We start from the raw sequence: 20,918 nt of genomic DNA on the forward strand, positions 1-20,918 counted from the left end.
CACAAGATGAAGCCTCTATTCTTCCACCTGCTTTCTCGCCGTCTATACCTTCTTCTGGGCCCACTGGTCCTTGCGGGCTGTATGGTAGGACCGGACTATAAACGTCCTAAAGCCATTGTCTCAGCTAAATTTAAAGAGCTGCAACCCTCTGAAGGGTGGAAATATGCGGCACCTGGTGCGGCTGAAATTCCTAAAGGGGCATGGTGGACAATGTATCACGACCCGGTTCTTAACGAACTAGAGGAACAGGTTGCCATTAATAACCAGAACGTTAAGCAGTATGAAGCACGATATCATTCTGCCAGGGCTTATATTAACGCTGTTAAAGCACAGCTCTACCCGACCCTGAGTTCATCTGCTGCGTTTAACCGCCAGAGTACAGGGCGTGGAACGTCTGACAGTGTCGCGGCCCTGCCATCAAATACAACCAAGAACAACTATAGCCTTGGTCCTTCTGCCTCATGGGACCTTGATTTGTGGGGAAGAATTCGTCGTCAGATCGAAGGACAGGTTTCAGAAACCCAGGCCTCAGCAGCTGATCTTGCAAATGCCAAACTCTCATACCAGGCTCAGCTTGCCAGCGCTTATTTTAATATGCGTTATCAGGACAGTCTCTTTGACCTTCTTGACCGCAATACAAAGTTTTATCAGCGCTCATACGAGATCACTCACAACCAGTATGAAGCCGGCACGGCTGACCCTACAACATTGTTTCAGTCAAAAACACAGCTGGAACAAACACGTGCTCAAACCACGGCCACAAAAATTGCCCGTGCGCAATATGAACACGCGATTGCTGTCTTTATAGGAAAAGCACCTGCCGACTTATCCATTCCTCACGGTGCGCTGACACGTGAGGTGCCGGCAATACCGGTTTACATGCCATCTCAGCTCCTTGAGCGTCGTCCGGATATTGCTGCAGCTGAGCGCCGTATGGAGGAATATAATGCGCAGATCGGTGCGGCTGAAGCAGCTTTTTACCCACAGGTCACATTAAGTGCGTCTTACAGCTATGCAGGCGATCCTATTGGTTCGCTCATTCAGGTAGCCAACCGCGCATGGTCTCTCGGTGCATCTGCCTCTGAAACACTTTTTGCCGGCGGAAGTCGTACGGCTGACGTACGTCAGGCCGAAGCCAACTATGATTACTATGTTGCAAATTATCGTCAGACCGTTCTGACTGCCTTACAAAATGTAGAAGATCAGCTTTCTAACCTGCGCCTTCTCGCCCAGCAGGCCGATCAGCAGCAGATGGCAGTTGAAGCCGCTAACCGTGCCGTACAGGTCTCTCTTAACCAGTATATGGCGGGTACACAAATCTACACCAGCGTCGTAACTGCTGAAGCAACTGCACTTTCAAATGACCAGACTGCCCTGCAAATTCAGCAGGGACGCATTATTGACAGCGTATCTCTGATCGAAAATCTGGGAGGAGGATGGGACGCTTCAGAAATTCCCGACAAAGATTCAATGCAACGGGATATCCCTCTTCTGCCCAGCTTTATTCAGAAAGACAAAAATTATCTGCCTAACGATAAAGAACAACAAAAAGCGGCAGTGAAGAAGCAGAAATAAAAAAGTCTCTGTCTTTTTTAAGACAGAGACTTCTTATGAAAAGAAAGGAGGGTTATTTCACCATAGCCCGACCAAAAAGCAAAGCAGCGACAAGAAACACCACAAACAAGATAATGGCTATAAAGAACAGTATTTTAGCGACACCTGCTGTCGCAGCCGAAATGCCGGTAAAACCAAACAAACCCGCGATAAGAGAGACTATAAAAAAGAAAAGTGCCAGCCTGAGCATATCTTATGATCCCAACAAAAGAGAAAAGTAAAAAAGAGAACTAAAGAAAACAGATCAGCGCCGACGTAAGAGACGCCCTGTAAAAAATACAATAAATGCAGCTGCCGCCAGACTCACAAAGGGTCTGTCAACGACAACATCTCTCACTGCGTCAGCAAAAGGAAATTTATCAGATGCTTCATTACCGCCTCCGGCCTGGCTGAACAAACCCTCAGCACCATCCTGAAGGCGGCCCACCCCTTCTTCAAGTTTAAACTGTGCCGTTTCACTTTTTACAGTCATTTTACAGATCCTCTTATCTAGCTGTGTTAACTGATACACCGGCAATCATAGAACGCAACTGCAACACGGCCTGTTTGAAAGGAACAGACTCTGCTTCCTTCATTTCTGCCGTAACATTGAGACAACCAGCAATTTTTGCCGGAGCTCCGGCCAGAACAACAATACGCGTAGCAAGCTTTAAGGCTTCTTCTATATCATGGGTAACAAACAAAATTGTTTTATGTGTCTGCTCCCAGATTTTCAGAAGCTCATCCTGCAAAGTATGGCGTGTAATCGGATCAAGAGCACCAAAAGGTTCATCCATTAACAAAAGATCCGGGTCAACGGTCAAAGCCCGCGCAACCCCGACACGTTGCCGCTGGCCACCTGAAAGCTTACGTGGCCAGCGATCAGCCTCAGCAGTCAGACCAACCAGACGCAAAGCACTCTCAATACGATCCTGCTTTTCCTGCCTGGTCAGAGCAAGCCCCTCCAGGCCAAAAGCCACATTTGCAGCGACACTACGCCAGGGGATAAGACGGGCATCCTGAAAAACCAGAGCATTCTTACGCCGCCTGGGATCGGGTGCGGCAGAGACCTCATGAACAGCTCCCTCCAGAGGGACCGTAAGCCCCATGACAACCCGTAATAATGTTGACTTACCAACACCTGAGGGGCCAAGCAGCGCAACAAACTCACCTCTTCTGAGAGAAAGTGTTACGTTACGCAGAATAAAATGTGCCCCCTGATCGTAGGACAAACCTATATTGTCGAGGGAAGCAACCAGATCATCATTCATACCTGCCACCGAAGCACGTATCTTCTTACAAAACCAAACAGAAAATCTGTTAAGGCATAAAGCAAAGCCATTGTCAGCATATAAACAACAACAACATCGGTAGCGAGCAAACTCGAAGCCTGCATCATACGCGCACCAATACCCGGCACACCAAACAGCTCGGCCGCTACTACCGACATCCACCCCTGCCCGAGGCCTGTACGCAAGCCAGCCATGATACCAGGTGCTGAAGCGGGTAACGTGATCTTAAATAAACCTGCCAGAAAGCGACCATGACCAAATGCGGCAGCAAGCTCGTAAAGTTCAGGATCAACGCTCTTGACGGCACCATATGCCGCATAAAAATTGATCCAGAACACTGAAATAGCGATAACAAATGTTGCGCCAGCCGTATTAAGGCCAAACCATAAAATGGCAAATGGCACCCATGCAAGGCCAGGCACCGGGCGCAACAGGCGGATGACCCCTTCAAGAAGACCATCAAGCAGCTCAAGCATACCGCACAAGATGCCAAGGAAAGCCCCAAAGACTGAACCGATCAGAAGACCAAGAACATAATGCGTTAAACTATCGCAAATCGCCTGCTGCCAGAACCCGCTGCGCACCTCATCAAGCCATGCGGGCCAGAGTGTGCCCGGAGCAGGCACCATGCCGGAAGGTAAGACGCCACTTGTAACGGCGAACTGCCAGCCAGAAAAGAAAACAATAAGCCCGACTGCTGAAAGTAAAATATGCCGTCTGTGCGAAACTTTTCTGATCACTTTTGAATCTGCCGCCACATATCGAGGTCAAAGAGCGCATCAACAGGCTCAGTCTTACGAAGAAGCCCCTGCTCTGCTTCAAAGTTCTGAAGCTCTGCCACACCTTTAACAATGCGTTGCGGATCACTGATAAAGTGCGATGAGGCATGAGTGAGAGCCTGTGTCATAATGCTCTCGCTCAGAAGCCCCCCACCCAGTACTTTCGTCACAAAAGGTGCCGCCTCCTCAGGATGCTCAGATAAAAATGTTGTTGCGCGCACAAAAAGCTGACCAAGCTTCAGTGTCCAGTCACGATGTGCCGGGTCTTCAGGTGCAACCACGGCCAGCACTGAACCTGGCTGATCTGGCATCAGATCATGGCCGGTGGCTAAAATTTTACTCTCAGGCAACCGATTACGAATAACGGTCAAAGCTGGCTCACGCAAAATAGCCGCATCAACAGCCCCTGCCAGAAAAGCCTGCTGTGCCGCATCAATATCGACACCGACAACAGAAACACTGTTTGTAAGAGGCGGTGATATCTTTACCTGCTGAAGCAGCCAGTACCGCAAAACGGTATCAGGTACAGACCCGGGAGGCTGAGCTGCGATACGCACATTTCGAGACTGTTGCTTTTTAAATGTTTCAAAAAGCGTTTTTACATCAGCAGATGCTGGTGTTTTTTCTTCATTTTGCGTCAGTAATGCAGCCAGAGAGCCCCGTGAAATAACTTCAAGCTCTTCGACTGAGGCCGCTGTAATTACCTTAACATCCACACCATGAGCGCGCGCCTGAAGCAAAGGCAGGACACCGGCCACATAGGCATCTATCCGACCAGAGACCAAAGCCTGTAAAGCCTGTGGGCCAGAAGTGAAACGTACAGGCTGCAGGGTCAGACCGGCATCATGTGCCCATCCCTTGCCATCAATTACGAAAAGAGCGGAAGAGCCTATAACAGGTATATAGCCTATACGGATTGGTTCTGCTGCACGGGCAGAAAACGCGAAAATCTGCACGGTAAAAACACATAGCAGTATCGCTTTTAAAGAAAATCGCTTCATTTTTTCACGACCATTCATTGTGTGTTGCAGAGACATTACACAAATTTGTCTGTGATAAAACGATTATACTAAAATTTTATAAAAATAATAACTCATGAAACATGAAAAATGCCCATAGCAGAACATTATTAACACGCTGAGCTTCTGTATTAAATATTACAGGAAATCTGCGTTAAAAACGCATATATTTTTAGTAATCACCAGATTACGGAAAACACGATAAAACGGCAGGGTCTCACCAGAGACTGAAAGCCTCTGGTGATGAAAACCTTAAATCAGGCTGCGATGTCCTGATCTTCTGTTACTTCAGGGCGAGGACCGCTGTCCTGGCCTTTTGCGCTGACATCACGGTCAACCAGCTCAATAACAGCCATATCTGCTGCGTCACCATAGCGTACGCCAGCACGCATAACGCGGGAATACCCACCTGTGCGGCCTTTATAGCGATCAGCAATTGTAGAAAACAGTTTTTTCACGATTGCATCGTCACGCAGCATAGCGAATGCCTGACGACGAGCATGAAGATCACCACGTTTACCAAGCGTGATCAGTTTTTCTACAACCGGGCGAAGTTCTTTCGCTTTTGGCAGTGTTGTAGAAATCTGCTCATGTTTGATCAGTGCAACAGCCATGTTGCGAAACATAGCTGCACGGTGAGTTGAGGTTACGCCGAGTTTACGGCCGGCAATACGATGACGCATAGTTTATTCCTAGTCGTAAGAAGACGGCTTAAAACGACTCATCAAGCCGTTTAGCCATATCTTCAATATTTTCCGGTGGCCAGGCCGGCACATTCATACCCAGAGAAAGCCCCATAGACGTCAGAACTTCCTTGATTTCATTCAATGATTTGCGGCCAAAGTTAGGCGTGCGCAGCATTTCCTGTTCGCTCTTCTGAACGAGATCACCGATATAGATGATGTTATCGTTCTTAAGGCAGTTTGCACTACGAACAGAAAGCTCAAGCTCATCAACCTTACGCAGCAGATTCCGGTTAAAGGGAAGATCATCCTGCGGCTCTTCAGGCTGTACGCGGCGTGGCTCATCAAAATTGATAAACAGCTGCAGCTGATCCTGAAGAATACGAGCTGCCAGAGCAACTGAATCTTCCGGAGAGATCGCTCCGTTAGTTTCAACTGTCAGAAGCAGCTTATCAAAGTCTGTTACCTGACCAACGCGGGTTGGCTCAACCTTGTAAGACACACGCTTAACAGGAGAGTAAATCGCATCAACAGGAATCAGACCAATCGGTGCATCTTCCGGACGGTTAGCCGCAGCAGGAACGTAGCCTTTGCCCATTCCGACCAGGAACTGCATGCCCAGTTTAACACCTTCATCAAGCGTACAGATAACCAGGTCAGGGTTCATGATTTCAATATCATGACCTGTCTGGATCTGGCTTGCACGTACTTCGCCAGGGCCAGTAGCCGTCAGCACCATACGCTTTGGGCCCTCGCCATGCATACGCAGAGCGAGCTGCTTAATGTTCAGAACGATGTCTGTAACATCTTCACGAACACCTGCGACTGAAGAGAACTCATGCAACACGCCATCAATCTGAATGCCGGTCACGGCGGCGCCCTGAAGAGAGGACAGCAGAACACGACGCAGTGCATTGCCCAGTGTCATACCAAAACCGCGTTCAAGCGGCTCAGCAACAACTGTTGCAATACGTGCTGGTTCAACTCCAGGTTCAACCTCAAGTTTTTCAGGCTTGATCAGAGATTGCCAGTTTTTCTGAAGGACCAAGGTACCGGCCTTTCAATAGGAGGAACAACTGCTAAACAGAAGTTTCTCTAGCTTACACACAAACCGAAAAAATGGTGGCTGAACAGGCAGCCACCGATTTTTCAACTCTCAGACGCGACGACGCTTACGCGGACGGCACCCGTTATGGGGAACCGGTGTCATGTCACGAATAGAGGTAATGGAGAACCCGACAGCCTGAAGCGCGCGCAGTGCACTTTCACGACCTGACCCAGGACCGGAAACTTCGATTTCCAGCGTTTCCATACCGTGTTCACGGGCCTTACGACCTGCATCCTCAGCAGCAACCTGTGCAGCATAAGGTGTAGATTTACGTGAGCCTTTGAAGCCCTGAGCACCGGCTGAAGACCAGGAAATAGCATTTCCCTGAGAGTCAGAAATGGTGATCATTGTGTTGTTAAACGTGGACAGAACATGTGCCACGCCAGAAATAATGTTCTTGCGCTCTTTTTTACGAATGCGCTGCACTGCGGCTTTCGCCATATTTTTTTACCTCAGTCCCTGCCCAGAAGCCCTCTAAAGCCATCCGGAGTTTTTCAACAAATCGGATTAGCGTGTAACTTTTTTCTTACCTGCAATCGCAACAGCTTTACCCTTACGGGTACGAGCGTTGGTATGCGTACGCTGACCACGAACCGGCAGACCGCGACGATGACGCAGACCGCGGTAGCAGCCCAGATCCATCAGACGCTTGATGTTCATAGCGACTTCACGACGAAGATCACCTTCAACGCGATACTGGGTATCAATCAGTTCACGCAGCTTTGTGATTTCGTCATCACTCAGCTCATTAACGCGTTTTGCATCAGCAACACCAGCAGCAGAGCAGATCTGCTGAGCTTTAGTTGCACCAATCCCGTATATGTACTGAAGCCCGATAACAACACGTTTGTTGCTAGGGACATTCACGCCGGCAATACGTGCCACGCCTTATACTCCTGTAAAAATCTGCCCTCACAGACAGATTCCCATGCGCTTTCACCAGGAAAGCAGATTTCACTTAGTGGCCGCGAAATATACCGGCCACCACAATAAGTCAACGAAAGCTGATCACTTTTTCGTGATAAGCTTCTATTTAGTCACAAACTGTTCAATTTGTGCCGCAACTTCCGCTGCAGGCGCCATGCCGTTAACGGTCCGCAAACGCCCGCTCTCCCGGTAAAAAGGCAGAATCGGTGCTGTCAGATTACGGTATTCCTGAACACGTTTTACGACAGTTTCCCGCGTGTCGTCAGAACGTCTTTTAAAGTCATGACTTCCACATACATCACATGTGCCTTCCTTTGCAGGAGGGCTGGAAACTTCGTTATAAGTAGTACCACAATTAACGCAAGTGTAACGCCCGGCTATACGATCAGCCAGTGTATTTTCGTCAACGTCGAGAAACAGAACGACATCTATCGTCTTGTTGTCAGCTGCCAGCATAGCATCAAGTGCTTCTGCCTGCCCGGCAGTACGGGGAAATCCATCAAGGATAAACCCATGACGACAATCAGGCTGCTCAATTCTGCTTTGCAGCATTGAAATGATCAGAGCATCGGGAACAAGTTTACCGGCTTCCATAAGAGCCTTAGCCTGTTTTCCGGTCTCTGAATTTTTTGCAACTTCTGCACGCAGCATATCACCGGTAGAAATCTGCACCAGCCCGTGACGTTCTTCAAGACGTTTAGCCTGAGTGCCTTTCCCTGCTCCGGGAGGGCCAAGAAAGATAATATTCATCGACGAGAGATCCTTTGTTTTCTTCCGCCGCGAGAACGTTTCATAAGTCCCTGATACTGGTGTGCCACCAGATGAGACTGAACCTGAGTTACAGTATCAATTGTCACAGAAACAATAATGATCAGACTTGTTCCACCAAAGTAGAAAGGCACATTGTAACGACTAATCAGAATTTGCGGCAATAAACAGACAAGCACCATATAGGCGGCGCCGATAGTTGTCAGTCGAGTCAAAATTTTGTCAAAATATGTAGCTGTTGCGGCCCCGGGACGAATACCTGGAATAAACCCTCCCTGTTTACGCAGATTATCAGCCGTTTCCGGCGGATTAAACGTAACTGCTGCATAAAAATAGGAGAAAAACACAATCATCGCTGCATAAATGAATAAATAAAGAGGCTGACCCTGCCCCAGTGCATCTCCAAGAAATGAGAGCCAGTGCGGCATATTTTTACCGTTCATAAAACCAGAAACGGTGGCCGGCACCAGAAGAACTGAAGAAGCAAAAATAGGAGGGATAACCCCTGCCGTATTGACCTTTAGTGGCATATGCGTGGAGTCACCACCAAACATCCTCTGCCCCATCTGGCGCTTAGGATACTGAATAACAACCCGGCGCTGTGCCTGTTCCATAAAGACAATGAAGGTAATTGTCGCTGCTGCAAGCAGTAAGAAAAGCGGGACGAATACAGGAGAACGTGCTCCGGTATAACCCAGCTGAAACAGAGACATCATTGCCTGTGGAAGGTTAGCTACGATACCAGCAAAAATAATGAGGGATATCCCGTTACCAACACCACGTGACGTAATCTGCTCCCCAAGCCACATCAGGAACATTGTGCCGCCGACAAGCGTAATGACACAGGAAACCAGAAAGAAAACGCCAGGATGCACAACCGCAGCTGCACCAGTCGCTGTACGCATTGTCTCCAGCCCGATGGCAATGCCATAAGCCTGAAAAACAGCAATTAACACTGTCAGATAACGAGTATACTCATTAAGCTTTTTACGACCCTGCTCACCCTCTTTCTTCAAAGCTTCAAGAGAAGGTAAAGCCGTCGACATCAGCTGAACAATAATAGAAGCTGATATGTAGGGCATGATGTTCAGAGCAAAAACGGTCATACGACCAAGAGCGCCACCTGAGAACATGTTAAACATGCCCAGAATGCCACCCTGATTCTGAGCAAGAAGCTGCCCCATCACGGTCGCATCAACACCAGGAACAGGAATATAGGTTCCCAGGCGATAAATAATCAGCGCACCAAGCGTAAACCAGATCCGTTTTTTGAGTTCTGTAGCTTTTGCAAAGGAGCCCACATTAAAGTTGGCAGCCAGTTGTTCGGCCGCGGAAGCCATGCATCCGTCCTTTCACACAAACAGCGCCACCACAATTTAATGCGGGACGCTGGTATGATAATCGTCTGAAAAGTTTAAGTCAGAAAACTTTCTGAGAAACAGACCGAAAGGAGAAGAGAGAAATACCCCCTTCCCCTTTCTTATGTGTCAGGAAGCGCTAACTTCAGGTGCCTTAGCAGCAAGAACTTTAACAGAGCCACCGGCTTTTTCAATTGCTGCAATAGCAGCAACAGAAGCACCAGAAACTTCGAAAGTTACTGCGCGTGTCAGTTCACCTTCACTCAGAATACGCACACCAGCATATTTACCTGTACCAACAAGACCTGCATTTTTCAGCAGCTCTTCTGTCACAGTTGCACCAGCTTCAATTTTACCTTCTGCAATAGCTTTTTCTACTGCACCGAGGTTAACCGGTGCGTAAACTTTGCGGAAGATGTTCTTAAAGCCGCGCTTAGGCAAACGACGATACAGCGGAAGCTGACCACCCTCAAAGCCGTTCAGAGACACGCCTTCACGTGCTTTCTGACCTTTTACGCCTCGGCCTGAAGTTTTGCCTTTGCCAGAGCCGATACCACGCCCCAAGCGTTTTTTGCGGTAACGAGAACCCTCATTATCGCGAAGCTCATTCAAGTTCATATCAATCCTCCACCTTCACAAGGTGCGCCACTTTACGGACCATACCACGTGTTGAAGGAGTATCTTCCAGAACCCGTTCACGACCGATTTTATTCAGACCGAGACCGACCAGAGTTGCCTGCTGGCCAGGTTTACGACCGTTACCAGATGCGATCTGGATAACTTTGAAAGTTTTCGTATCAGACATCTGCAGTTTCTCCTGCCGGTGCATTCTGATCACGCTTGCCGAAAATTTCAGCAACCTTCTTACCACGACGGTTAGCAATAGAGCGTGGGCTTGCACAACGGGTCAGAGCGTCAAACGTCGCTTTAACCATGTTATGCGGGTTACGAGTGCCGAGAGATTTAGCGACAACGTCGTTAATTCCCAGGCTTTCGAACACTGCACGCATTGGACCACCAGCAATGATACCTGTACCGGCTTCAGCCGAACGCAGGATAACTTTACCAGCACCAAAGTGACCAGAAACGTCATGATGCAGTGTGCGACCTTCTTTCATCGGCACACGAATCATTGCACGTTTTGCACGCTCAGTTGCTTTACGGATAGCTTCAGGCACTTCACGTGCCTTACCTGCACCGTAACCGACGCGACCTTTCTGATCACCAACAACAACCAGCGCAGCAAAAGCAAAGCGACGACCGCCCTTAACAACTTTTGCAACGCGGTTGATCGTGACCAGCTTGTCGATCAGTTCATCGCCTTCACGTTCGCGATCACGGCCGCCACGACCGCCTTCTCTTGGTTCACGAGCCATTACGTGATCCTTTCCTCAGAAGGAGAGACCACCCTCGCGGGCAGCCTCCGCCAGGGCTTTCACGCGCCCATGATAAAAATATTCTCCACGGTCAAATACAACCTGAGAAACGCCTGCTGCGACTGCACGCTGAGCAACGAGTTTGCCAACAACGTTAGCACTCTCTTTAGTTGCCCCTGTTTTCAGGGTCTCACGCAGCTCTTTATCAAGACTGGAAGCAGAGGCGAGTGTACGTCCCTGCACATCGTCGATAACCTGCGCATAAATGTTTTTTCCAGAACGGAAAACCGACAAGCGCGGGCGACCACCAGCCTTGTGACGGAGCTGGTAACGGAGACGGGCGCGCCGCCGGTTCCGCAGTTCCTGCTGAGTGCTCATTATTTCTTCTTGCCTTCCTTACGACGAATGGTTTCCGTTTCGTACCGTACACCTTTACCTTTATAAGGCTCTGGTTTGCGGTAGCTGCGAATATCAAGAGCAACCTGCCCTACACGCTGTTTGTCGATACCTTCAACGACAATCGCGGTCGGACGTGGTGTGGAAATCTTGATACCCTGCGGGATCGGATAAACCACATCATGAGAAAAACCGAGATTCATCACAAGGTTGGATCCCTGAACAGCAGCACGGTAACCCGTTCCGCTGATTTCAAGAGTTTTTGAAAACCCTTCAGAAACACCTTTAATGAGACTTGCGATCAGCGCACGGGTTGTACCCCACATCATACGCGCCTGAGCAGCGGTTCCCACCGGAGAGACTGCGATCTGGTCGCCTTCAATTTTCGCTTCAATGTGAGAAGAAAGCGGCAGCGTAAGTTCGCCGAGCTTTCCTTTCGCTTTGAAAACACCGTCAGCAATAGAAACGGTGACCCCGCCAGGAACAGTGACAGGATATTTGCCTACACGTGACATGTATCCCTCCTCAGAATACGCGGCAGAGAACTTCGCCGCCAACATTGGCAGCGCGAGCCTCTACGTCAGAAAGAACACCACGTGGAGTAGACAAAATCGAAACACCAAGACCTGCACGAACACGTGGCAGCTCTTTAATCTTCGAATAAACGCGACGTCCAGGACGGGAAACACGGTTAATTTCTTTAATAACCGGTTCGCCTTCAGAGTATTTCAGCTCAATATGAAGCTGAGCAACACCTTTACGGACTTCTTCACGTTTGTAGCCACGGATGTAGCCTTCGCGCTGAAGTGCTTCAAGCACATTCAGGCGCAAATTAGAAGCCGGAGACACACAGGAGGCATGACGCGCACGCTGTGCGTTACGGATGCGGGTGAGCATATCACCCAACGGATCAGAAAGTGACATTACGCGCCCTTACCAGCTTGCTTTAACCAGACCTGGGATCTGACCACTTGAAGCCAGATCACGCAGTGCGATACGGCACAGCTCGAATTTACGATAGTTACCGCGTGAACGACCTGTCAGCTTGCAACGCAGACGGACACGAACCCGTGAACCGTTGCGAGGCAGCTCAGCAAGCTTGAGAGACGCATCAAAACGATCTTCTACAGGAAGAGTGCGGTCCATAATGATATTTTTCAGCGCCGCACGCTTATCCTTGTCACGTGCAGCCAGACGAGTACGTCTGGCATTCCGCGTGATGGCAGAAGTTTTAGCCATATAATTCTATCCTCCGGAACCCTTCGAAAACCTTCGACGGTTTTCCAAGACAACAACACCTGAAACCAGGTAAAGAATTTCCCTTAAGCAACAAAGGGAAGATCAAATGCTTTAAGAAGCGCTTTGGCTTCAGCATCTGTCTTAGCACTCGTCACAAACACAACGTCCATACCACGGATGTCTTCGATTTTATCATAATCGATTTCCGGGAAAACGATCTGCTCTTTCAGGCCCAGCGCAAAATTACCGCGACCGTCGAAACCCTTATTGGCAGGCAGACCACGGAAGTCACGGATGCGAGGCATAGCAATGGTTACCAGACGGTCGAGGAACTCATACATCTGAACGCGACGCAGAGTAACTTTACAACCAATCGGCAGACCTTCACGAATCTTGAAGCCCGCAATAGCTTTTTTAGCCACTGTCTTAACTGGCTTCTGACCAGCAATCAGTGTCATTTCAGCAACTGCAGCGTCAAGTTTTTTCTGATCGCCAGCAGCCTCACCTACGCCCATATTCAGGACGATTTTTTCAAGGCGAGGTACCTGCATGATGTTTTTGTAACCAAACTGCTCACGAAGCTTGGCACGCAGTTCATTCTGATAACGTTCCTGAAAACGGGGAACGGAACGAACACCTGTAGATCCAGTCATTCTTACCCCCTCAGCCTTCGATCACTTCGCCAGTTGCCTTGGCAACACGCGCTTTCTGGCCATTTTCCAGAACACGGAAACCAACGCGGGTTGGTTTTTTCGATGCAGGATCAATCAGCTTGAGGTTGGAAAGGTGAATCGGAGCTTCACGAGCAATGATACCGCCTTCTTCACCCATACGTGTTGCACGACGGTGACGCTTTGCAATCGCTACGCCACGAACAACAGCGCGGTTTTCAGCCGGACGAACAGAGAGAACTTCGCCCTGCACGCCTTTTGAAGAACCGGTGATAACAACGACTGTATCGCCTTTTTTAATACGCGCAGCCATTACAGCACCTCCGGTGCCAGAGAGATAATTTTCATGAACTTACGCGCACGCAGTTCACGAACAACCGGGCCAAAAATACGTGTGCCAATCGGTTCCTGCTGTTTGTTAATCAGAACAGCAGCGTTCTTATCAAAACGGATCGCACTGCCGTCGGCGCGGCGAACCGGATATGATGTACGAACGATAACAGCTTGGTGGACGTCGCCCTTTTTTACCTTCCCACGGGGAATGGCTTCCTTAACGGAAACGACGATCACGTCGCCGACCGAGGCAGACTTCCGCTTGGAACCGCCCAGCACCTTAATGCACTGCACCTGACGGGCACCGGAATTATCTGCCACGTCAAGGTTGGTCTCGGGATGGATCATTTTCTAGATACCCTTACCTTACACCGACACGCCGACGACAGATGCGTCAACAACTTCGCCGTTACGAGAAACGACAGCCCATGTCTTACGACGGGAGATCGGTGTACACTCGATGATACGGACGGTATCACCGATTTTACAGATATTTTCTTCATCATGCGCCGCATATTTTTTAGAACGACGAATGAATTTCTTATACAGCGGATGCATAACCCGACGATCGACAAGAACCGTTACGGTCTTGTCCATCTTGTCACTGGTTACACGTCCGGTAAGGACGCGCCTTGGCATCGTCCAACTCCCTTCAGGAAATGGCAACAGATGTTTTTGCACCTGCTGCGGACTTCTCATTCTGCGACACGATCGTTTTGATGCGCGCAATCTCACGACGAACGACACGAATGCGGCTCTGGCCTTCGTTTTGTCCGGTAGCCTGCTGGAAACGCAGATTAAGCTGCTCACGCTTCAGATCAAGAAGAAGCGCATTCAGTTCGTCTGATGTTTTGGCACGCAGGTCAGCTGGCTTTGTTGCCTTTGCCATCTCACGCATCTCCGATTCGGGTCACAAACTTCGTTTTGATCGGCAGCTTCGCTGCACCGAGAGCGAGCGCTTCACGTGCAACTTCTGGCGGTACACCTTCGATTTCGAAGATAATACGACCTGGCTTTACACGGGCAACCCAGTACTCGGGGGATCCTTTACCAGATCCCATACGCACTTCTGCTGGCTTTGTCGAGACCGGAAGGTCAGGAAAAATACGAATCCATACGCGACCGGCACGTTTCATAGCACGAGTAATGGCACGACGTGATGCTTCGATCTGACGTGCAGTAATACGTTCGGGCTGAAGAGCCTTCAGGCCGAATGTTCCAAAATTGAGCGTAGTCCCGCTTTTGGCAAGGCCGTGAATACGACCTTTATGTGCCTTACGGAATTTTGTACGCTTTGGAGAAAGCATTATATTCTATCCTTCGCCTCAGCGCTGAGGGGCCTGTTCGGCCGCCCGGCGATCCAGAGCCATCGGGTCATGCGCAAGGATCTCGCCTTTGAAGATCCAGACCTTCACACCACAGGTACCGTATGTGGTATGAGCTGTTGCTGTCCCGTAATCGATATCAGCACGCAGAGTGTGCAATGGCACGCGGCCTTCACGATACCACTCGATACGTGCAATTTCTGCGCCGCCCAGACGACCGGAGCAGTTAATACGAATACCCTGTGCGCCAAGACGCATAGCTGACTGAACAGCACGCTTCATAGCACGACGGAAAGCAACACGACGTTCCAGCTGCTGAGCAATGTTGTCAGCTACCAGAGTTGCATCGATTTCAGGTTTACGGATCTCAACGATATTCAGCGCTACTTCTGTACCCGCCATGCGGGTCAGCTCTTTGCGCAGAGCGTCAATATCCTGACCTTTTTTACCAATAACAACACCTGGACGTGCTGCGTAAATCGTAACGCGAGGCTTTTTAGCAGGACGTTCGATAACAACACGAGCAACACCAGCACCTGCAAGCTTACGACGAAGGAAAGCACGCAGTTTCAGGTCTTCATGCAGCAGACGAGAATAGTCTGCGTCAGCGTACCAACGGCTATCCCATGTGCGATTAATGCCGAGCCGGAGCCCGATTGGATTGACTTTATGTCCCATACGTCAGGCCGCCTTCTGTTCGCTAGCAGCTGCCTCAGGTTCCGCAGCCCGTTCAGCAACAACAATCTTCAGATGGCTGAAGAATTTTTCCACACGAGCGGAACGACCACGACCACGTGCGTGAAAACGCCGCATAACCGTAGCTTTTCCAACTTCCACAATCTTAACTACCAGCTGATCAACATCAAGCTGATGGTTATTTTCTGCGTTTGCGATTGCGCTTTCCAGAGTCTGTTTCACCTGCTGAGCGATACGACGTTTAGAAAACGTCAGTGTCGCAACAGCCTGTGATGCTGGCTTATTACGAATAAGGGCAGCAACAAGATTCAGTTTACGGGGACTAACCCGGATATTACGCGTAATTGCTTGCGCTTCTGTTTCCGCGAGCATGCGCGGGTGATTAGGCTTGCTCATTTTAGCCCCGCTTTGACTTCTTGTCGGCCCCATGACCATGGAACGTACGGGTTGGTGAGAACTCACCAAACTTATGTCCCACCATGTTTTCCGTTACCTGCACTGGCAGGAACTTCTGACCATTATAAACACCGAACGTCAGCCCAACGAACTGCGGAAGAATTGTTGAACGACGTGACCAGATTTTGATCACTTCGTTACGGCCTGAAGCGCGAGACGCTTCAGCCTTATTCAGCAGATACCCGTCGACGAACGGGCCTTTCCAGACGGAACGTGCCATCTTCTATTGCCCCTTACTTGCCGGTCTTGCGACGACGGATAATCAGACTGTCCGTACGCTTATTGACCCGAGTTTTATAACCTTTGGTAGGTTTGCCCCATGGTGTAACCGGATGACGACCACCAGATGTACGGCCTTCACCACCACCATGCGGGTGATCAACCGGGTTCATCACAACGCCACGGTTATGTGGGCGACGACCCAGCCAGCGTGCACGGCCGGCTTTACCAAGGTGCTGGTTCATGTTGTCAGGGTTAGACACGGCACCAACTGTTGCCATGCATTCACCACGAACAACACGCAGTTCACCAGACTGCAGTTTGATCTGTGCATAACCGGCATCTTTACCAACCAGCTGCGCATAGGTTCCGGCTGAACGAGCCAGCTTGCCACCGGCAGCCTGCTTCAGTTCAATATTGTGTACGATCGTACCAACCGGAATAGATGCCAGCGGCATAGCATTGCCTGGTTTGATATCAACGCGATGACCCGCGATAACATTATCGCCAACCTTCAGACGCTGCGGAGCCAGAATATAATTCAGCTCACCATCTTCGTACTTAATCAGCGCAATAAATGCTGTACGGTTCGGATCATATTCCAGACGCTCAACTACACCCTGAACGTCGAATTTACGACGCTTAAAGTCGATGTAGCGATAAGACTGTTTATGACCACCACCACGAAAACGAGAGGTTGTACGACCGTTATTGTTACGGCCACCCGTTTTGTTTTTACCTTCGGTCAGCTGCTTAACCGGCTTGCCTTTCCAGAGGTCGGCGCGGTCAATCAGAACCGTGCCACGAAGGCTCGGTGTAACGGGATTAAAGTGCTTCAATGCCATCTGTTTCTACCTCACGTCACGTCAGGCTGGTGGTCAGATCGATAGACTGACCTTCTGCGAGCTGAACGAACGCTTTCTTAATATCGGAACGCTGTCCCAGACGACCTTTAAAGCGTTTAGCCTTACCCTTCTGAACAAGAGTGTTCACGTCAACGACTTTAACACCAAAAAGCGTCTCTACAGCCACCTTGATTTCAGGCTTCGTGGCTGTCATTGCAACCTTGAAAACAACCTGATTTTTCTCTGAAAGAGCTGTCGCTTTCTCTGTGATATGCGGCGTACGAATGATGTCGTACAGCGCTTCACGTGAAAGACGCTCAGCCTTCTTACGAATTGCTAGAACGTTGGTCATACCAGACGCTCCTTCAGGCCTTCAAGGCCAGCTTGTGTAATTGCCAGAACTTCATGATTCAGGATATCATAAACGTTGGCACCAATCGTTGGCAGAACATCAATCTTGGGCAGATTGCGGGCTGCACGAACAAAACCTTCATCAACTGCTGCATCAACAATGAGAGCAGATTTCAGACCGAGGTTTTTCAGCTTAACAGCCAGTTCGCTTGTGCGAGTCACGCCAGAAGCAGACTGCAGAACAACAAGCTTACCTTCCTGTGCTTTCTGAGAAAGAACAGAGATCAGACCCAGACGACGTACTTTTTTCGGCAGATCATAGCCATGGTCGCGAACAACCGGACCATGAACAACACCACCGGTGCGGTACTGAGGCGCACGGAGTGAGCCCTGACGTGCACTACCGGTACCTTTCTGACGATAAGGCTTCTTGGTTGTGCCTGAGACTTCGCTCATGCCTTTAACTTTGTGCGTACCAGCGCGGCGTTTTGCCAGCTGCCAGTGCACAACGCGCGCCATGATGTCAGCACGTGGGGCAACAGCAAACAACTCAGCAGGAAGCGTCACAGAACCGGCGCTGCCATTATCGAGAGTTTTGATTTCAATTTCCATGACTTCAGGCCTCCGCCGTCACGAGAGCAGCCGGGTAAGGCGCATCCGCATGGCGGGCTTTTTTGATCGCATCACGAATCAGAACAGTGCCGTTTTTAGCTCCTGGAATAGAGCCGCGCACCATGATCAGATTCTTTTCCGGATCAATTGCTGCAATTTCAAGATTGAGGGTCGTCACGCGTTCATCGCCAAGATGACCAGCCATCTTTTTATTCTTAAAAGTTTTACCAGGATCCTGACGGTTACCGGTAGAACCATGAGAACGATGGGAGATGGAAACACCATGCGTTGCTTCCAGACCAGCAAAGTTCCAGCGCTTCATAGCACCTGCGAAACCTTTACCCTTACTGGTACCAGTGACGTCGACTTTCTGACCAACAACAAAATGAGAAGCAGAAAGTGTTGCGCCAACTTCAAGTGCTGCATCTTCTGCAACACGAAATTCACGTACAACCTTTTTAGGCTCTACTTTTGTGCGGGCAAAATGACCACGATTTGGTTTGGTAACATTTTTTACCTTGGCGCTGCCCATACCAAGCTGAACAGCCGTATAGCCATCCCGCTCCTGAGTACGGACATCAACAACCTGCAGTGCATCCACATGCAGGACTGTAACGGGCACATGAGTGCCGTCTTCCTTGAAAAGTCGGGACATTCCCAACTTTTTTGCAATTAATCCGGTGCGCATCGTCTGGACCTTAAAGTTTGATCTCGACATCCACGCCAGCGGCGAGGTCGAGTTTCATGAGGGCGTCCACGGTCTGCGGAGTTGGCTCAACAATGTCGAGCAGGCGGCGATGAGTTCTGATCTCGAACTGCTCGCGACTTTTCTTATCCACGTGGGGGGAACGGTTAACCGTAAACCGTTCAATATGCGTCGGCAGCGGGATAGGACCCCGAACCCGCGCACCCGTACGCTTCGCCGTGTTTACGATCTCTTTTGTGCTGTTGTCAAGCACCCGATGATCATACGCCTTCAGGCGAATGCGGATGTTCTGGTTGTCCATTTATTTTCTAGTCCAACACCTTACTTGTCCGGAGTAACCCGGGCCGCCAAATAAGACCCCAGCTAAACAATTAGCCGGGGCCCTACAGTCTTTGGCTTTTTCCGAATTACTCGGTGATAGAAGCCACTACACCTGCACCAACGGTACGGCCGCCTTCACGAATAGCGAAACGCAGACCTTCGTCCATAGCAATAGGTGCAATCAGCTCAACGTCCATAGCACAGTTATCGCCTGGCATTACCATTTCTGTACCTTCTGGCAGGTGAACAACACCTGTTACGTCAGTTGTACGGAAATAGAACTGAGGACGATAGTTTGTGAAGAATGGTGTATGACGACCACCCTCTTCTTTCGTCAGGATGTAAGCTTCAGCTTTGAATTTTTTGTGCGGCGTAATTGAGCCTGGCTTTGCCAGAACCTGACCACGCTCAACGTCTTCACGTTTTGTGCCACGCAGAAGCGCACCAATGTTGTCGCCAGCTTCACCGCGATCAAGCAGCTTACGGAACATTTCAACACCGGTAACGGTGGTTTTAACAGTGTCACGCAGACCAACGATTTCTACTTCGTCACCAACGTTAACTGCGCCACGCTCAACACGGCCGGTAACAACTGTACCACGACCAGAAATTGAGAATACGTCTTCGATCGGCATCAGGAACGGACGATCAATCGGACGCTCTGGCTGAGGAATGTACGCGTCAACCGCTTCCATCAGCTCAAGAACGCGATTTTCGCCAACTTCTGCATCACCATCTTCGAGGGTAACCAGAGCAGACCCTTTGATTATGGGGATATCGTCGCCAGGGAACTGGTAAGAAGACAGAAGCTCACGAACTTCCATTTCTACGAGCTCGAGCAGCTCAGGATCATCAACCTGGTCAACTTTGTTCAGGAACACAACCAGAGCAGGCACACCAACCTGACGAGCAAGCAGGATGTGCTCACGTGTCTGAGGCATTGGGCCGTCAGCAGCAGAAACAACCAGAATTGCGCCGTCCATCTGAGCAGCACCGGTGATCATGTTTTTCACATAGTCAGCGTGTCCGGGGCAGTCAACGTGAGCGTAGTGACGCTTCGCTGTTTCGTATTCAACGTGAGCTGTAGAAATGGTGATTCCACGAGCGCGTTCTTCAGGTGCAGCGTCGATCTGATCATATGCCTTAAACTCAGCACCACCAGCTTTCGCCAGGGTCTTTGTAATAGCAGCTGTCAGAGAGGTTTTGCCATGATCAACGTGACCAATGGTACCAATGTTACAGTGCGGTTTATTCCGCTCAAATTTAGCCTTAGCCATTTTTCCACTCCACACTTCCGGTTAAACCGGAAGCCGTTTCAAAATACACTTCACTGAACTCCACCGGGGAGCCAGCGCACGCAAACAGTTACCAGCGATAATGACTGAAAGCTTTGTTTGCTTCAGCCATACGATGGGTATCTTCACGCTTTTTTACAGCAGATCCACGATTGTTAACCGCATCAAGCAGCTCATTAGACAACCGGTCCTGCATGGTGTTTTCTCCCCGTTTGCGGGAGGCATCAATCACCCAGCGAATGGCCAGCGCCTGACGGCGTTCTGCACGGACTTCCACAGGAACCTGGTACGTCGCACCACCAACGCGGCGTGAACGAACCTCTACTGCAGGCTTAACGTTATCCAGAGCATTGTGGAACAATGCAACCGGATCAGCAGAAGCTCCACTACGACGCACAAGCGCCTCGAGAGCTCCATAGACAATCCCTTCCGCAGTGGATTTCTTGCCATCATACATAAGCGCATTCATGAAACGCGTGATGACAATATCTCCGAACTTCGGATCGGGAAGAATTTCGCGCTTAACAGCGCGGTGACGGCGGCTCATACC

35 protein-coding genes are annotated in these 20,918 nt (G+C 49.8%); 1 reads left to right on the top strand and 34 read right to left on the bottom strand.

Features of this window, described 5'->3' with window-relative positions:
• Positions 1-6: 6 nt before the first annotated feature.
• Positions 7-1,575, top strand: a complete 1,569-nt coding sequence (locus tag GOB58_RS05495; RefSeq protein ID WP_173559703.1) for an efflux transporter outer membrane subunit — start codon at positions 7-9, stop codon at positions 1,573-1,575.
• Between the two features lie 52 nt (positions 1,576-1,627).
• Here GOB58_RS05495 and GOB58_RS05500 read toward each other — a convergent pair whose 3' ends face one another.
• From GOB58_RS05500 to rpsG, 34 genes are all read right to left on the bottom strand, one after another.
• Positions 1,628-1,804, bottom strand: coding sequence for a DUF1328 domain-containing protein (locus GOB58_RS05500; protein WP_086554373.1), 177 nt, complete (start codon positions 1,802-1,804; stop codon positions 1,628-1,630).
• 54 nt (positions 1,805-1,858) lie between these two features.
• Positions 1,859-2,086 (bottom strand): hypothetical protein, encoded by a 228-nt coding sequence (locus GOB58_RS05505; RefSeq protein WP_086554374.1) that lies wholly within the window; start codon positions 2,084-2,086, stop codon positions 1,859-1,861.
• 13 nt (positions 2,087-2,099) lie between these two features.
• Positions 2,100-2,864, bottom strand: coding sequence for an ABC transporter ATP-binding protein (locus GOB58_RS05510; protein ID WP_086554504.1), 765 nt, complete (start codon positions 2,862-2,864; stop codon positions 2,100-2,102).
• Complete coding sequence (locus GOB58_RS05515; RefSeq protein ID WP_086554503.1) at positions 2,861-3,625, bottom strand: ABC transporter permease; 765 nt, start codon at positions 3,623-3,625, stop codon at positions 2,861-2,863. The genes GOB58_RS05510 and GOB58_RS05515 overlap by 4 nt, the downstream gene beginning before the upstream one ends.
• Positions 3,622-4,665, bottom strand: coding sequence for an ABC transporter substrate-binding protein (locus GOB58_RS05520; RefSeq protein WP_408736583.1), 1,044 nt, complete (start codon positions 4,663-4,665; stop codon positions 3,622-3,624). Before GOB58_RS05520 ends, GOB58_RS05515 begins: the two co-directional genes overlap by 4 nt.
• 275 nt (positions 4,666-4,940) lie before the next feature.
• Positions 4,941-5,366, bottom strand: a complete 426-nt coding sequence (gene rplQ, locus GOB58_RS05525) for a 50S ribosomal protein L17 (RefSeq protein WP_086554375.1) — start codon at positions 5,364-5,366, stop codon at positions 4,941-4,943.
• 28 nt (positions 5,367-5,394) lie between these two features.
• Complete coding sequence (locus GOB58_RS05530) at positions 5,395-6,414, bottom strand: DNA-directed RNA polymerase subunit alpha (RefSeq protein WP_086554376.1); 1,020 nt, start codon at positions 6,412-6,414, stop codon at positions 5,395-5,397.
• A gap of 108 nt (positions 6,415-6,522) precedes the next feature.
• Positions 6,523-6,915, bottom strand: a complete 393-nt coding sequence (gene rpsK / locus GOB58_RS05535) for a 30S ribosomal protein S11 (RefSeq protein ID WP_086554377.1) — start codon at positions 6,913-6,915, stop codon at positions 6,523-6,525.
• 66 nt (positions 6,916-6,981) lie between these two features.
• Complete coding sequence (gene rpsM / locus GOB58_RS05540; RefSeq protein WP_086554378.1) at positions 6,982-7,359, bottom strand: 30S ribosomal protein S13; 378 nt, start codon at positions 7,357-7,359, stop codon at positions 6,982-6,984.
• 144 nt (positions 7,360-7,503) lie between these two features.
• Positions 7,504-8,151, bottom strand: coding sequence for an adenylate kinase (locus tag GOB58_RS05545; RefSeq protein ID WP_086554379.1), 648 nt, complete (start codon positions 8,149-8,151; stop codon positions 7,504-7,506).
• Positions 8,148-9,509, bottom strand: coding sequence for a preprotein translocase subunit SecY (gene secY / locus GOB58_RS05550; protein ID WP_086554380.1), 1,362 nt, complete (start codon positions 9,507-9,509; stop codon positions 8,148-8,150). The genes GOB58_RS05545 and secY overlap by 4 nt, the downstream gene beginning before the upstream one ends.
• Before the next feature lie 147 nt (positions 9,510-9,656).
• On the bottom strand, positions 9,657-10,145 hold the full coding sequence (gene rplO / locus GOB58_RS05555; protein ID WP_086635894.1) for a 50S ribosomal protein L15: 489 nt from the start codon (positions 10,143-10,145) through the stop codon (positions 9,657-9,659).
• Between the two features lies 1 nt (position 10,146).
• Complete coding sequence (gene rpmD, locus GOB58_RS05560) at positions 10,147-10,332, bottom strand: 50S ribosomal protein L30 (protein WP_206752255.1); 186 nt, start codon at positions 10,330-10,332, stop codon at positions 10,147-10,149.
• Positions 10,325-10,903, bottom strand: a complete 579-nt coding sequence (rpsE, locus tag GOB58_RS05565; protein WP_086554383.1) for a 30S ribosomal protein S5 — start codon at positions 10,901-10,903, stop codon at positions 10,325-10,327. The genes rpmD and rpsE overlap by 8 nt, the downstream gene beginning before the upstream one ends.
• 15 nt (positions 10,904-10,918) lie before the next feature.
• Positions 10,919-11,281: a 50S ribosomal protein L18 gene (gene rplR / locus GOB58_RS05570; RefSeq protein ID WP_086554384.1), complete on the bottom strand. Its 363-nt coding sequence runs from the start codon at positions 11,279-11,281 to the stop codon at positions 10,919-10,921.
• Positions 11,281-11,814, bottom strand: coding sequence for a 50S ribosomal protein L6 (rplF, locus tag GOB58_RS05575; protein WP_086554385.1), 534 nt, complete (start codon positions 11,812-11,814; stop codon positions 11,281-11,283). Before rplF ends, rplR begins: the two co-directional genes overlap by 1 nt.
• 10 nt (positions 11,815-11,824) lie before the next feature.
• Positions 11,825-12,223 carry a 30S ribosomal protein S8 gene (rpsH, locus tag GOB58_RS05580; protein ID WP_086554386.1) on the bottom strand — a complete coding sequence of 133 codons (399 nt, stop codon included), beginning with the start codon at positions 12,221-12,223 and terminating at the stop codon, positions 11,825-11,827.
• Between the two features lie 9 nt (positions 12,224-12,232).
• Positions 12,233-12,538, bottom strand: a complete 306-nt coding sequence (rpsN, locus tag GOB58_RS05585; RefSeq protein WP_086554387.1) for a 30S ribosomal protein S14 — start codon at positions 12,536-12,538, stop codon at positions 12,233-12,235.
• 83 nt (positions 12,539-12,621) lie between these two features.
• Complete coding sequence (gene rplE / locus GOB58_RS05590) at positions 12,622-13,191, bottom strand: 50S ribosomal protein L5 (protein ID WP_086554388.1); 570 nt, start codon at positions 13,189-13,191, stop codon at positions 12,622-12,624.
• A gap of 10 nt (positions 13,192-13,201) precedes the next feature.
• A complete protein-coding gene (gene rplX, locus GOB58_RS05595) occupies positions 13,202-13,522 on the bottom strand; it encodes a 50S ribosomal protein L24 (protein WP_086554389.1) in 321 nt (106 codons plus the stop codon).
• Positions 13,522-13,890, bottom strand: coding sequence for a 50S ribosomal protein L14 (gene rplN, locus GOB58_RS05600; protein WP_086554390.1), 369 nt, complete (start codon positions 13,888-13,890; stop codon positions 13,522-13,524). The genes rplX and rplN overlap by 1 nt, the downstream gene beginning before the upstream one ends.
• Positions 13,891-13,908: 18 nt before the next feature.
• Positions 13,909-14,181 carry a 30S ribosomal protein S17 gene (rpsQ, locus tag GOB58_RS05605; RefSeq protein ID WP_086554391.1) on the bottom strand — a complete coding sequence of 91 codons (273 nt, stop codon included), beginning with the start codon at positions 14,179-14,181 and terminating at the stop codon, positions 13,909-13,911.
• 13 nt (positions 14,182-14,194) lie between these two features.
• Positions 14,195-14,431, bottom strand: a complete 237-nt coding sequence (gene rpmC, locus GOB58_RS05610) for a 50S ribosomal protein L29 (protein WP_173559567.1) — start codon at positions 14,429-14,431, stop codon at positions 14,195-14,197.
• A gap of 1 nt (position 14,432) precedes the next feature.
• Positions 14,433-14,849 (bottom strand): 50S ribosomal protein L16, encoded by a 417-nt coding sequence (rplP, locus tag GOB58_RS05615; protein ID WP_086554392.1) that lies wholly within the window; start codon positions 14,847-14,849, stop codon positions 14,433-14,435.
• A gap of 18 nt (positions 14,850-14,867) precedes the next feature.
• Entirely contained in the window at positions 14,868-15,545 is a 678-nt protein-coding gene (gene rpsC / locus GOB58_RS05620; RefSeq protein WP_086554393.1) for a 30S ribosomal protein S3, read from the bottom strand.
• Positions 15,546-15,548: 3 nt separating this feature from the next.
• Positions 15,549-15,959 (bottom strand): 50S ribosomal protein L22, encoded by a 411-nt coding sequence (gene rplV, locus GOB58_RS05625; RefSeq protein WP_086554394.1) that lies wholly within the window; start codon positions 15,957-15,959, stop codon positions 15,549-15,551.
• A 1-nt stretch (position 15,960) separates the two neighbouring features.
• A complete protein-coding gene (gene rpsS, locus GOB58_RS05630) occupies positions 15,961-16,239 on the bottom strand; it encodes a 30S ribosomal protein S19 (protein ID WP_025860199.1) in 279 nt (92 codons plus the stop codon).
• A gap of 13 nt (positions 16,240-16,252) precedes the next feature.
• Entirely contained in the window at positions 16,253-17,083 is an 831-nt protein-coding gene (rplB, locus tag GOB58_RS05635) for a 50S ribosomal protein L2 (protein ID WP_086554395.1), read from the bottom strand.
• Between the two features lie 16 nt (positions 17,084-17,099).
• A complete protein-coding gene (locus GOB58_RS05640; protein ID WP_086554396.1) occupies positions 17,100-17,435 on the bottom strand; it encodes a 50S ribosomal protein L23 in 336 nt (111 codons plus the stop codon).
• Positions 17,432-18,046: a 50S ribosomal protein L4 gene (gene rplD / locus GOB58_RS05645; protein ID WP_086554397.1), complete on the bottom strand. Its 615-nt coding sequence runs from the start codon at positions 18,044-18,046 to the stop codon at positions 17,432-17,434. Before rplD ends, GOB58_RS05640 begins: the two co-directional genes overlap by 4 nt.
• A gap of 4 nt (positions 18,047-18,050) precedes the next feature.
• A complete protein-coding gene (gene rplC / locus GOB58_RS05650; RefSeq protein ID WP_173559568.1) occupies positions 18,051-18,734 on the bottom strand; it encodes a 50S ribosomal protein L3 in 684 nt (227 codons plus the stop codon).
• A 10-nt stretch (positions 18,735-18,744) separates the two neighbouring features.
• The gene (rpsJ, locus tag GOB58_RS05655) at positions 18,745-19,053 is read right to left on the bottom strand and encodes a 30S ribosomal protein S10 (protein WP_007282720.1); all 309 of its coding nucleotides are present in this window, start codon (positions 19,051-19,053) and stop codon (positions 18,745-18,747) included.
• 106 nt (positions 19,054-19,159) lie between these two features.
• A complete protein-coding gene (gene tuf / locus GOB58_RS05660; protein ID WP_086554399.1) occupies positions 19,160-20,350 on the bottom strand; it encodes an elongation factor Tu in 1,191 nt (396 codons plus the stop codon).
• A gap of 88 nt (positions 20,351-20,438) precedes the next feature.
• Positions 20,439-20,915, bottom strand: coding sequence for a 30S ribosomal protein S7 (gene rpsG, locus GOB58_RS05665; RefSeq protein ID WP_086554400.1), 477 nt, complete (start codon positions 20,913-20,915; stop codon positions 20,439-20,441).
• Positions 20,916-20,918: the final 3 nt, after the last annotated feature.

It is taken from the genome of Acetobacter thailandicus (genome assembly GCF_011516655.1).
Lineage (GTDB): Bacteria > Pseudomonadota > Alphaproteobacteria > Acetobacterales > Acetobacteraceae > Acetobacter > Acetobacter thailandicus.

Bases quoted from the DNA above. Each gene is read 5' to 3' on its own strand.
- GOB58_RS05495 (WP_173559703.1), top strand. From the start codon at position 7: ATGAAGCCTCTATTCTTCCACCTGCTTTCTCGCCGTCTATACCTTCTT.
- GOB58_RS05500 (WP_086554373.1), bottom strand. From the start codon at position 1,804: ATGCTCAGGCTGGCACTTTTCTTTTTTATAGTCTCTCTTATCGCGGGT.
- GOB58_RS05505 (WP_086554374.1), bottom strand. From the start codon at position 2,086: ATGACTGTAAAAAGTGAAACGGCACAGTTTAAACTTGAAGAAGGGGTG.
- GOB58_RS05510 (WP_086554504.1), bottom strand. From the start codon at position 2,864: ATGAATGATGATCTGGTTGCTTCCCTCGACAATATAGGTTTGTCCTAC.
- GOB58_RS05520 (WP_408736583.1), bottom strand. From the start codon at position 4,665: ATGAAGCGATTTTCTTTAAAAGCGATACTGCTATGTGTTTTTACCGTG.
- rplQ (WP_086554375.1), bottom strand. From the start codon at position 5,366: ATGCGTCATCGTATTGCCGGCCGTAAACTCGGCGTAACCTCAACTCAC.
- rpsK (WP_086554377.1), bottom strand. From the start codon at position 6,915: ATGGCGAAAGCCGCAGTGCAGCGCATTCGTAAAAAAGAGCGCAAGAAC.
- GOB58_RS05545 (WP_086554379.1), bottom strand. From the start codon at position 8,151: ATGAATATTATCTTTCTTGGCCCTCCCGGAGCAGGGAAAGGCACTCAG.
- secY (WP_086554380.1), bottom strand. From the start codon at position 9,509: ATGGCTTCCGCGGCCGAACAACTGGCTGCCAACTTTAATGTGGGCTCC.
- rplO (WP_086635894.1), bottom strand. From the start codon at position 10,145: ATGAACTTGAATGAGCTTCGCGATAATGAGGGTTCTCGTTACCGCAAA.
- rpmD (WP_206752255.1), bottom strand. From the start codon at position 10,332: ATGTCTGATACGAAAACTTTCAAAGTTATCCAGATCGCATCTGGTAAC.
- rpsE (WP_086554383.1), bottom strand. From the start codon at position 10,903: ATGGCTCGTGAACCAAGAGAAGGCGGTCGTGGCGGCCGTGATCGCGAA.
- rplR (WP_086554384.1), bottom strand. From the start codon at position 11,281: ATGAGCACTCAGCAGGAACTGCGGAACCGGCGGCGCGCCCGTCTCCGT.
- rplF (WP_086554385.1), bottom strand. From the start codon at position 11,814: ATGTCACGTGTAGGCAAATATCCTGTCACTGTTCCTGGCGGGGTCACC.
- rpsH (WP_086554386.1), bottom strand. From the start codon at position 12,223: ATGTCACTTTCTGATCCGTTGGGTGATATGCTCACCCGCATCCGTAAC.
- rpsN (WP_086554387.1), bottom strand. From the start codon at position 12,538: ATGGCTAAAACTTCTGCCATCACGCGGAATGCCAGACGTACTCGTCTG.
- rplE (WP_086554388.1), bottom strand. From the start codon at position 13,191: ATGACTGGATCTACAGGTGTTCGTTCCGTTCCCCGTTTTCAGGAACGT.
- rplX (WP_086554389.1), bottom strand. From the start codon at position 13,522: ATGGCTGCGCGTATTAAAAAAGGCGATACAGTCGTTGTTATCACCGGT.
- rplN (WP_086554390.1), bottom strand. From the start codon at position 13,890: ATGATCCATCCCGAGACCAACCTTGACGTGGCAGATAATTCCGGTGCC.
- rpsQ (WP_086554391.1), bottom strand. From the start codon at position 14,181: ATGCCAAGGCGCGTCCTTACCGGACGTGTAACCAGTGACAAGATGGAC.
- rpmC (WP_173559567.1), bottom strand. From the start codon at position 14,431: ATGGCAAAGGCAACAAAGCCAGCTGACCTGCGTGCCAAAACATCAGAC.
- rplP (WP_086554392.1), bottom strand. From the start codon at position 14,849: ATGCTTTCTCCAAAGCGTACAAAATTCCGTAAGGCACATAAAGGTCGT.
- rpsC (WP_086554393.1), bottom strand. From the start codon at position 15,545: ATGGGACATAAAGTCAATCCAATCGGGCTCCGGCTCGGCATTAATCGC.
- rplV (WP_086554394.1), bottom strand. From the start codon at position 15,959: ATGAGCAAGCCTAATCACCCGCGCATGCTCGCGGAAACAGAAGCGCAA.
- rpsS (WP_025860199.1), bottom strand. From the start codon at position 16,239: ATGGCACGTTCCGTCTGGAAAGGCCCGTTCGTCGACGGGTATCTGCTG.
- rplB (WP_086554395.1), bottom strand. From the start codon at position 17,083: ATGGCATTGAAGCACTTTAATCCCGTTACACCGAGCCTTCGTGGCACG.
- GOB58_RS05640 (WP_086554396.1), bottom strand. From the start codon at position 17,435: ATGACCAACGTTCTAGCAATTCGTAAGAAGGCTGAGCGTCTTTCACGT.
- rplD (WP_086554397.1), bottom strand. From the start codon at position 18,046: ATGGAAATTGAAATCAAAACTCTCGATAATGGCAGCGCCGGTTCTGTG.
- rplC (WP_173559568.1), bottom strand. From the start codon at position 18,734: ATGCGCACCGGATTAATTGCAAAAAAGTTGGGAATGTCCCGACTTTTC.
- rpsJ (WP_007282720.1), bottom strand. From the start codon at position 19,053: ATGGACAACCAGAACATCCGCATTCGCCTGAAGGCGTATGATCATCGG.
- tuf (WP_086554399.1), bottom strand. From the start codon at position 20,350: ATGGCTAAGGCTAAATTTGAGCGGAATAAACCGCACTGTAACATTGGT.
- rpsG (WP_086554400.1), bottom strand. From the start codon at position 20,915: ATGAGCCGCCGTCACCGCGCTGTTAAGCGCGAAATTCTTCCCGATCCG.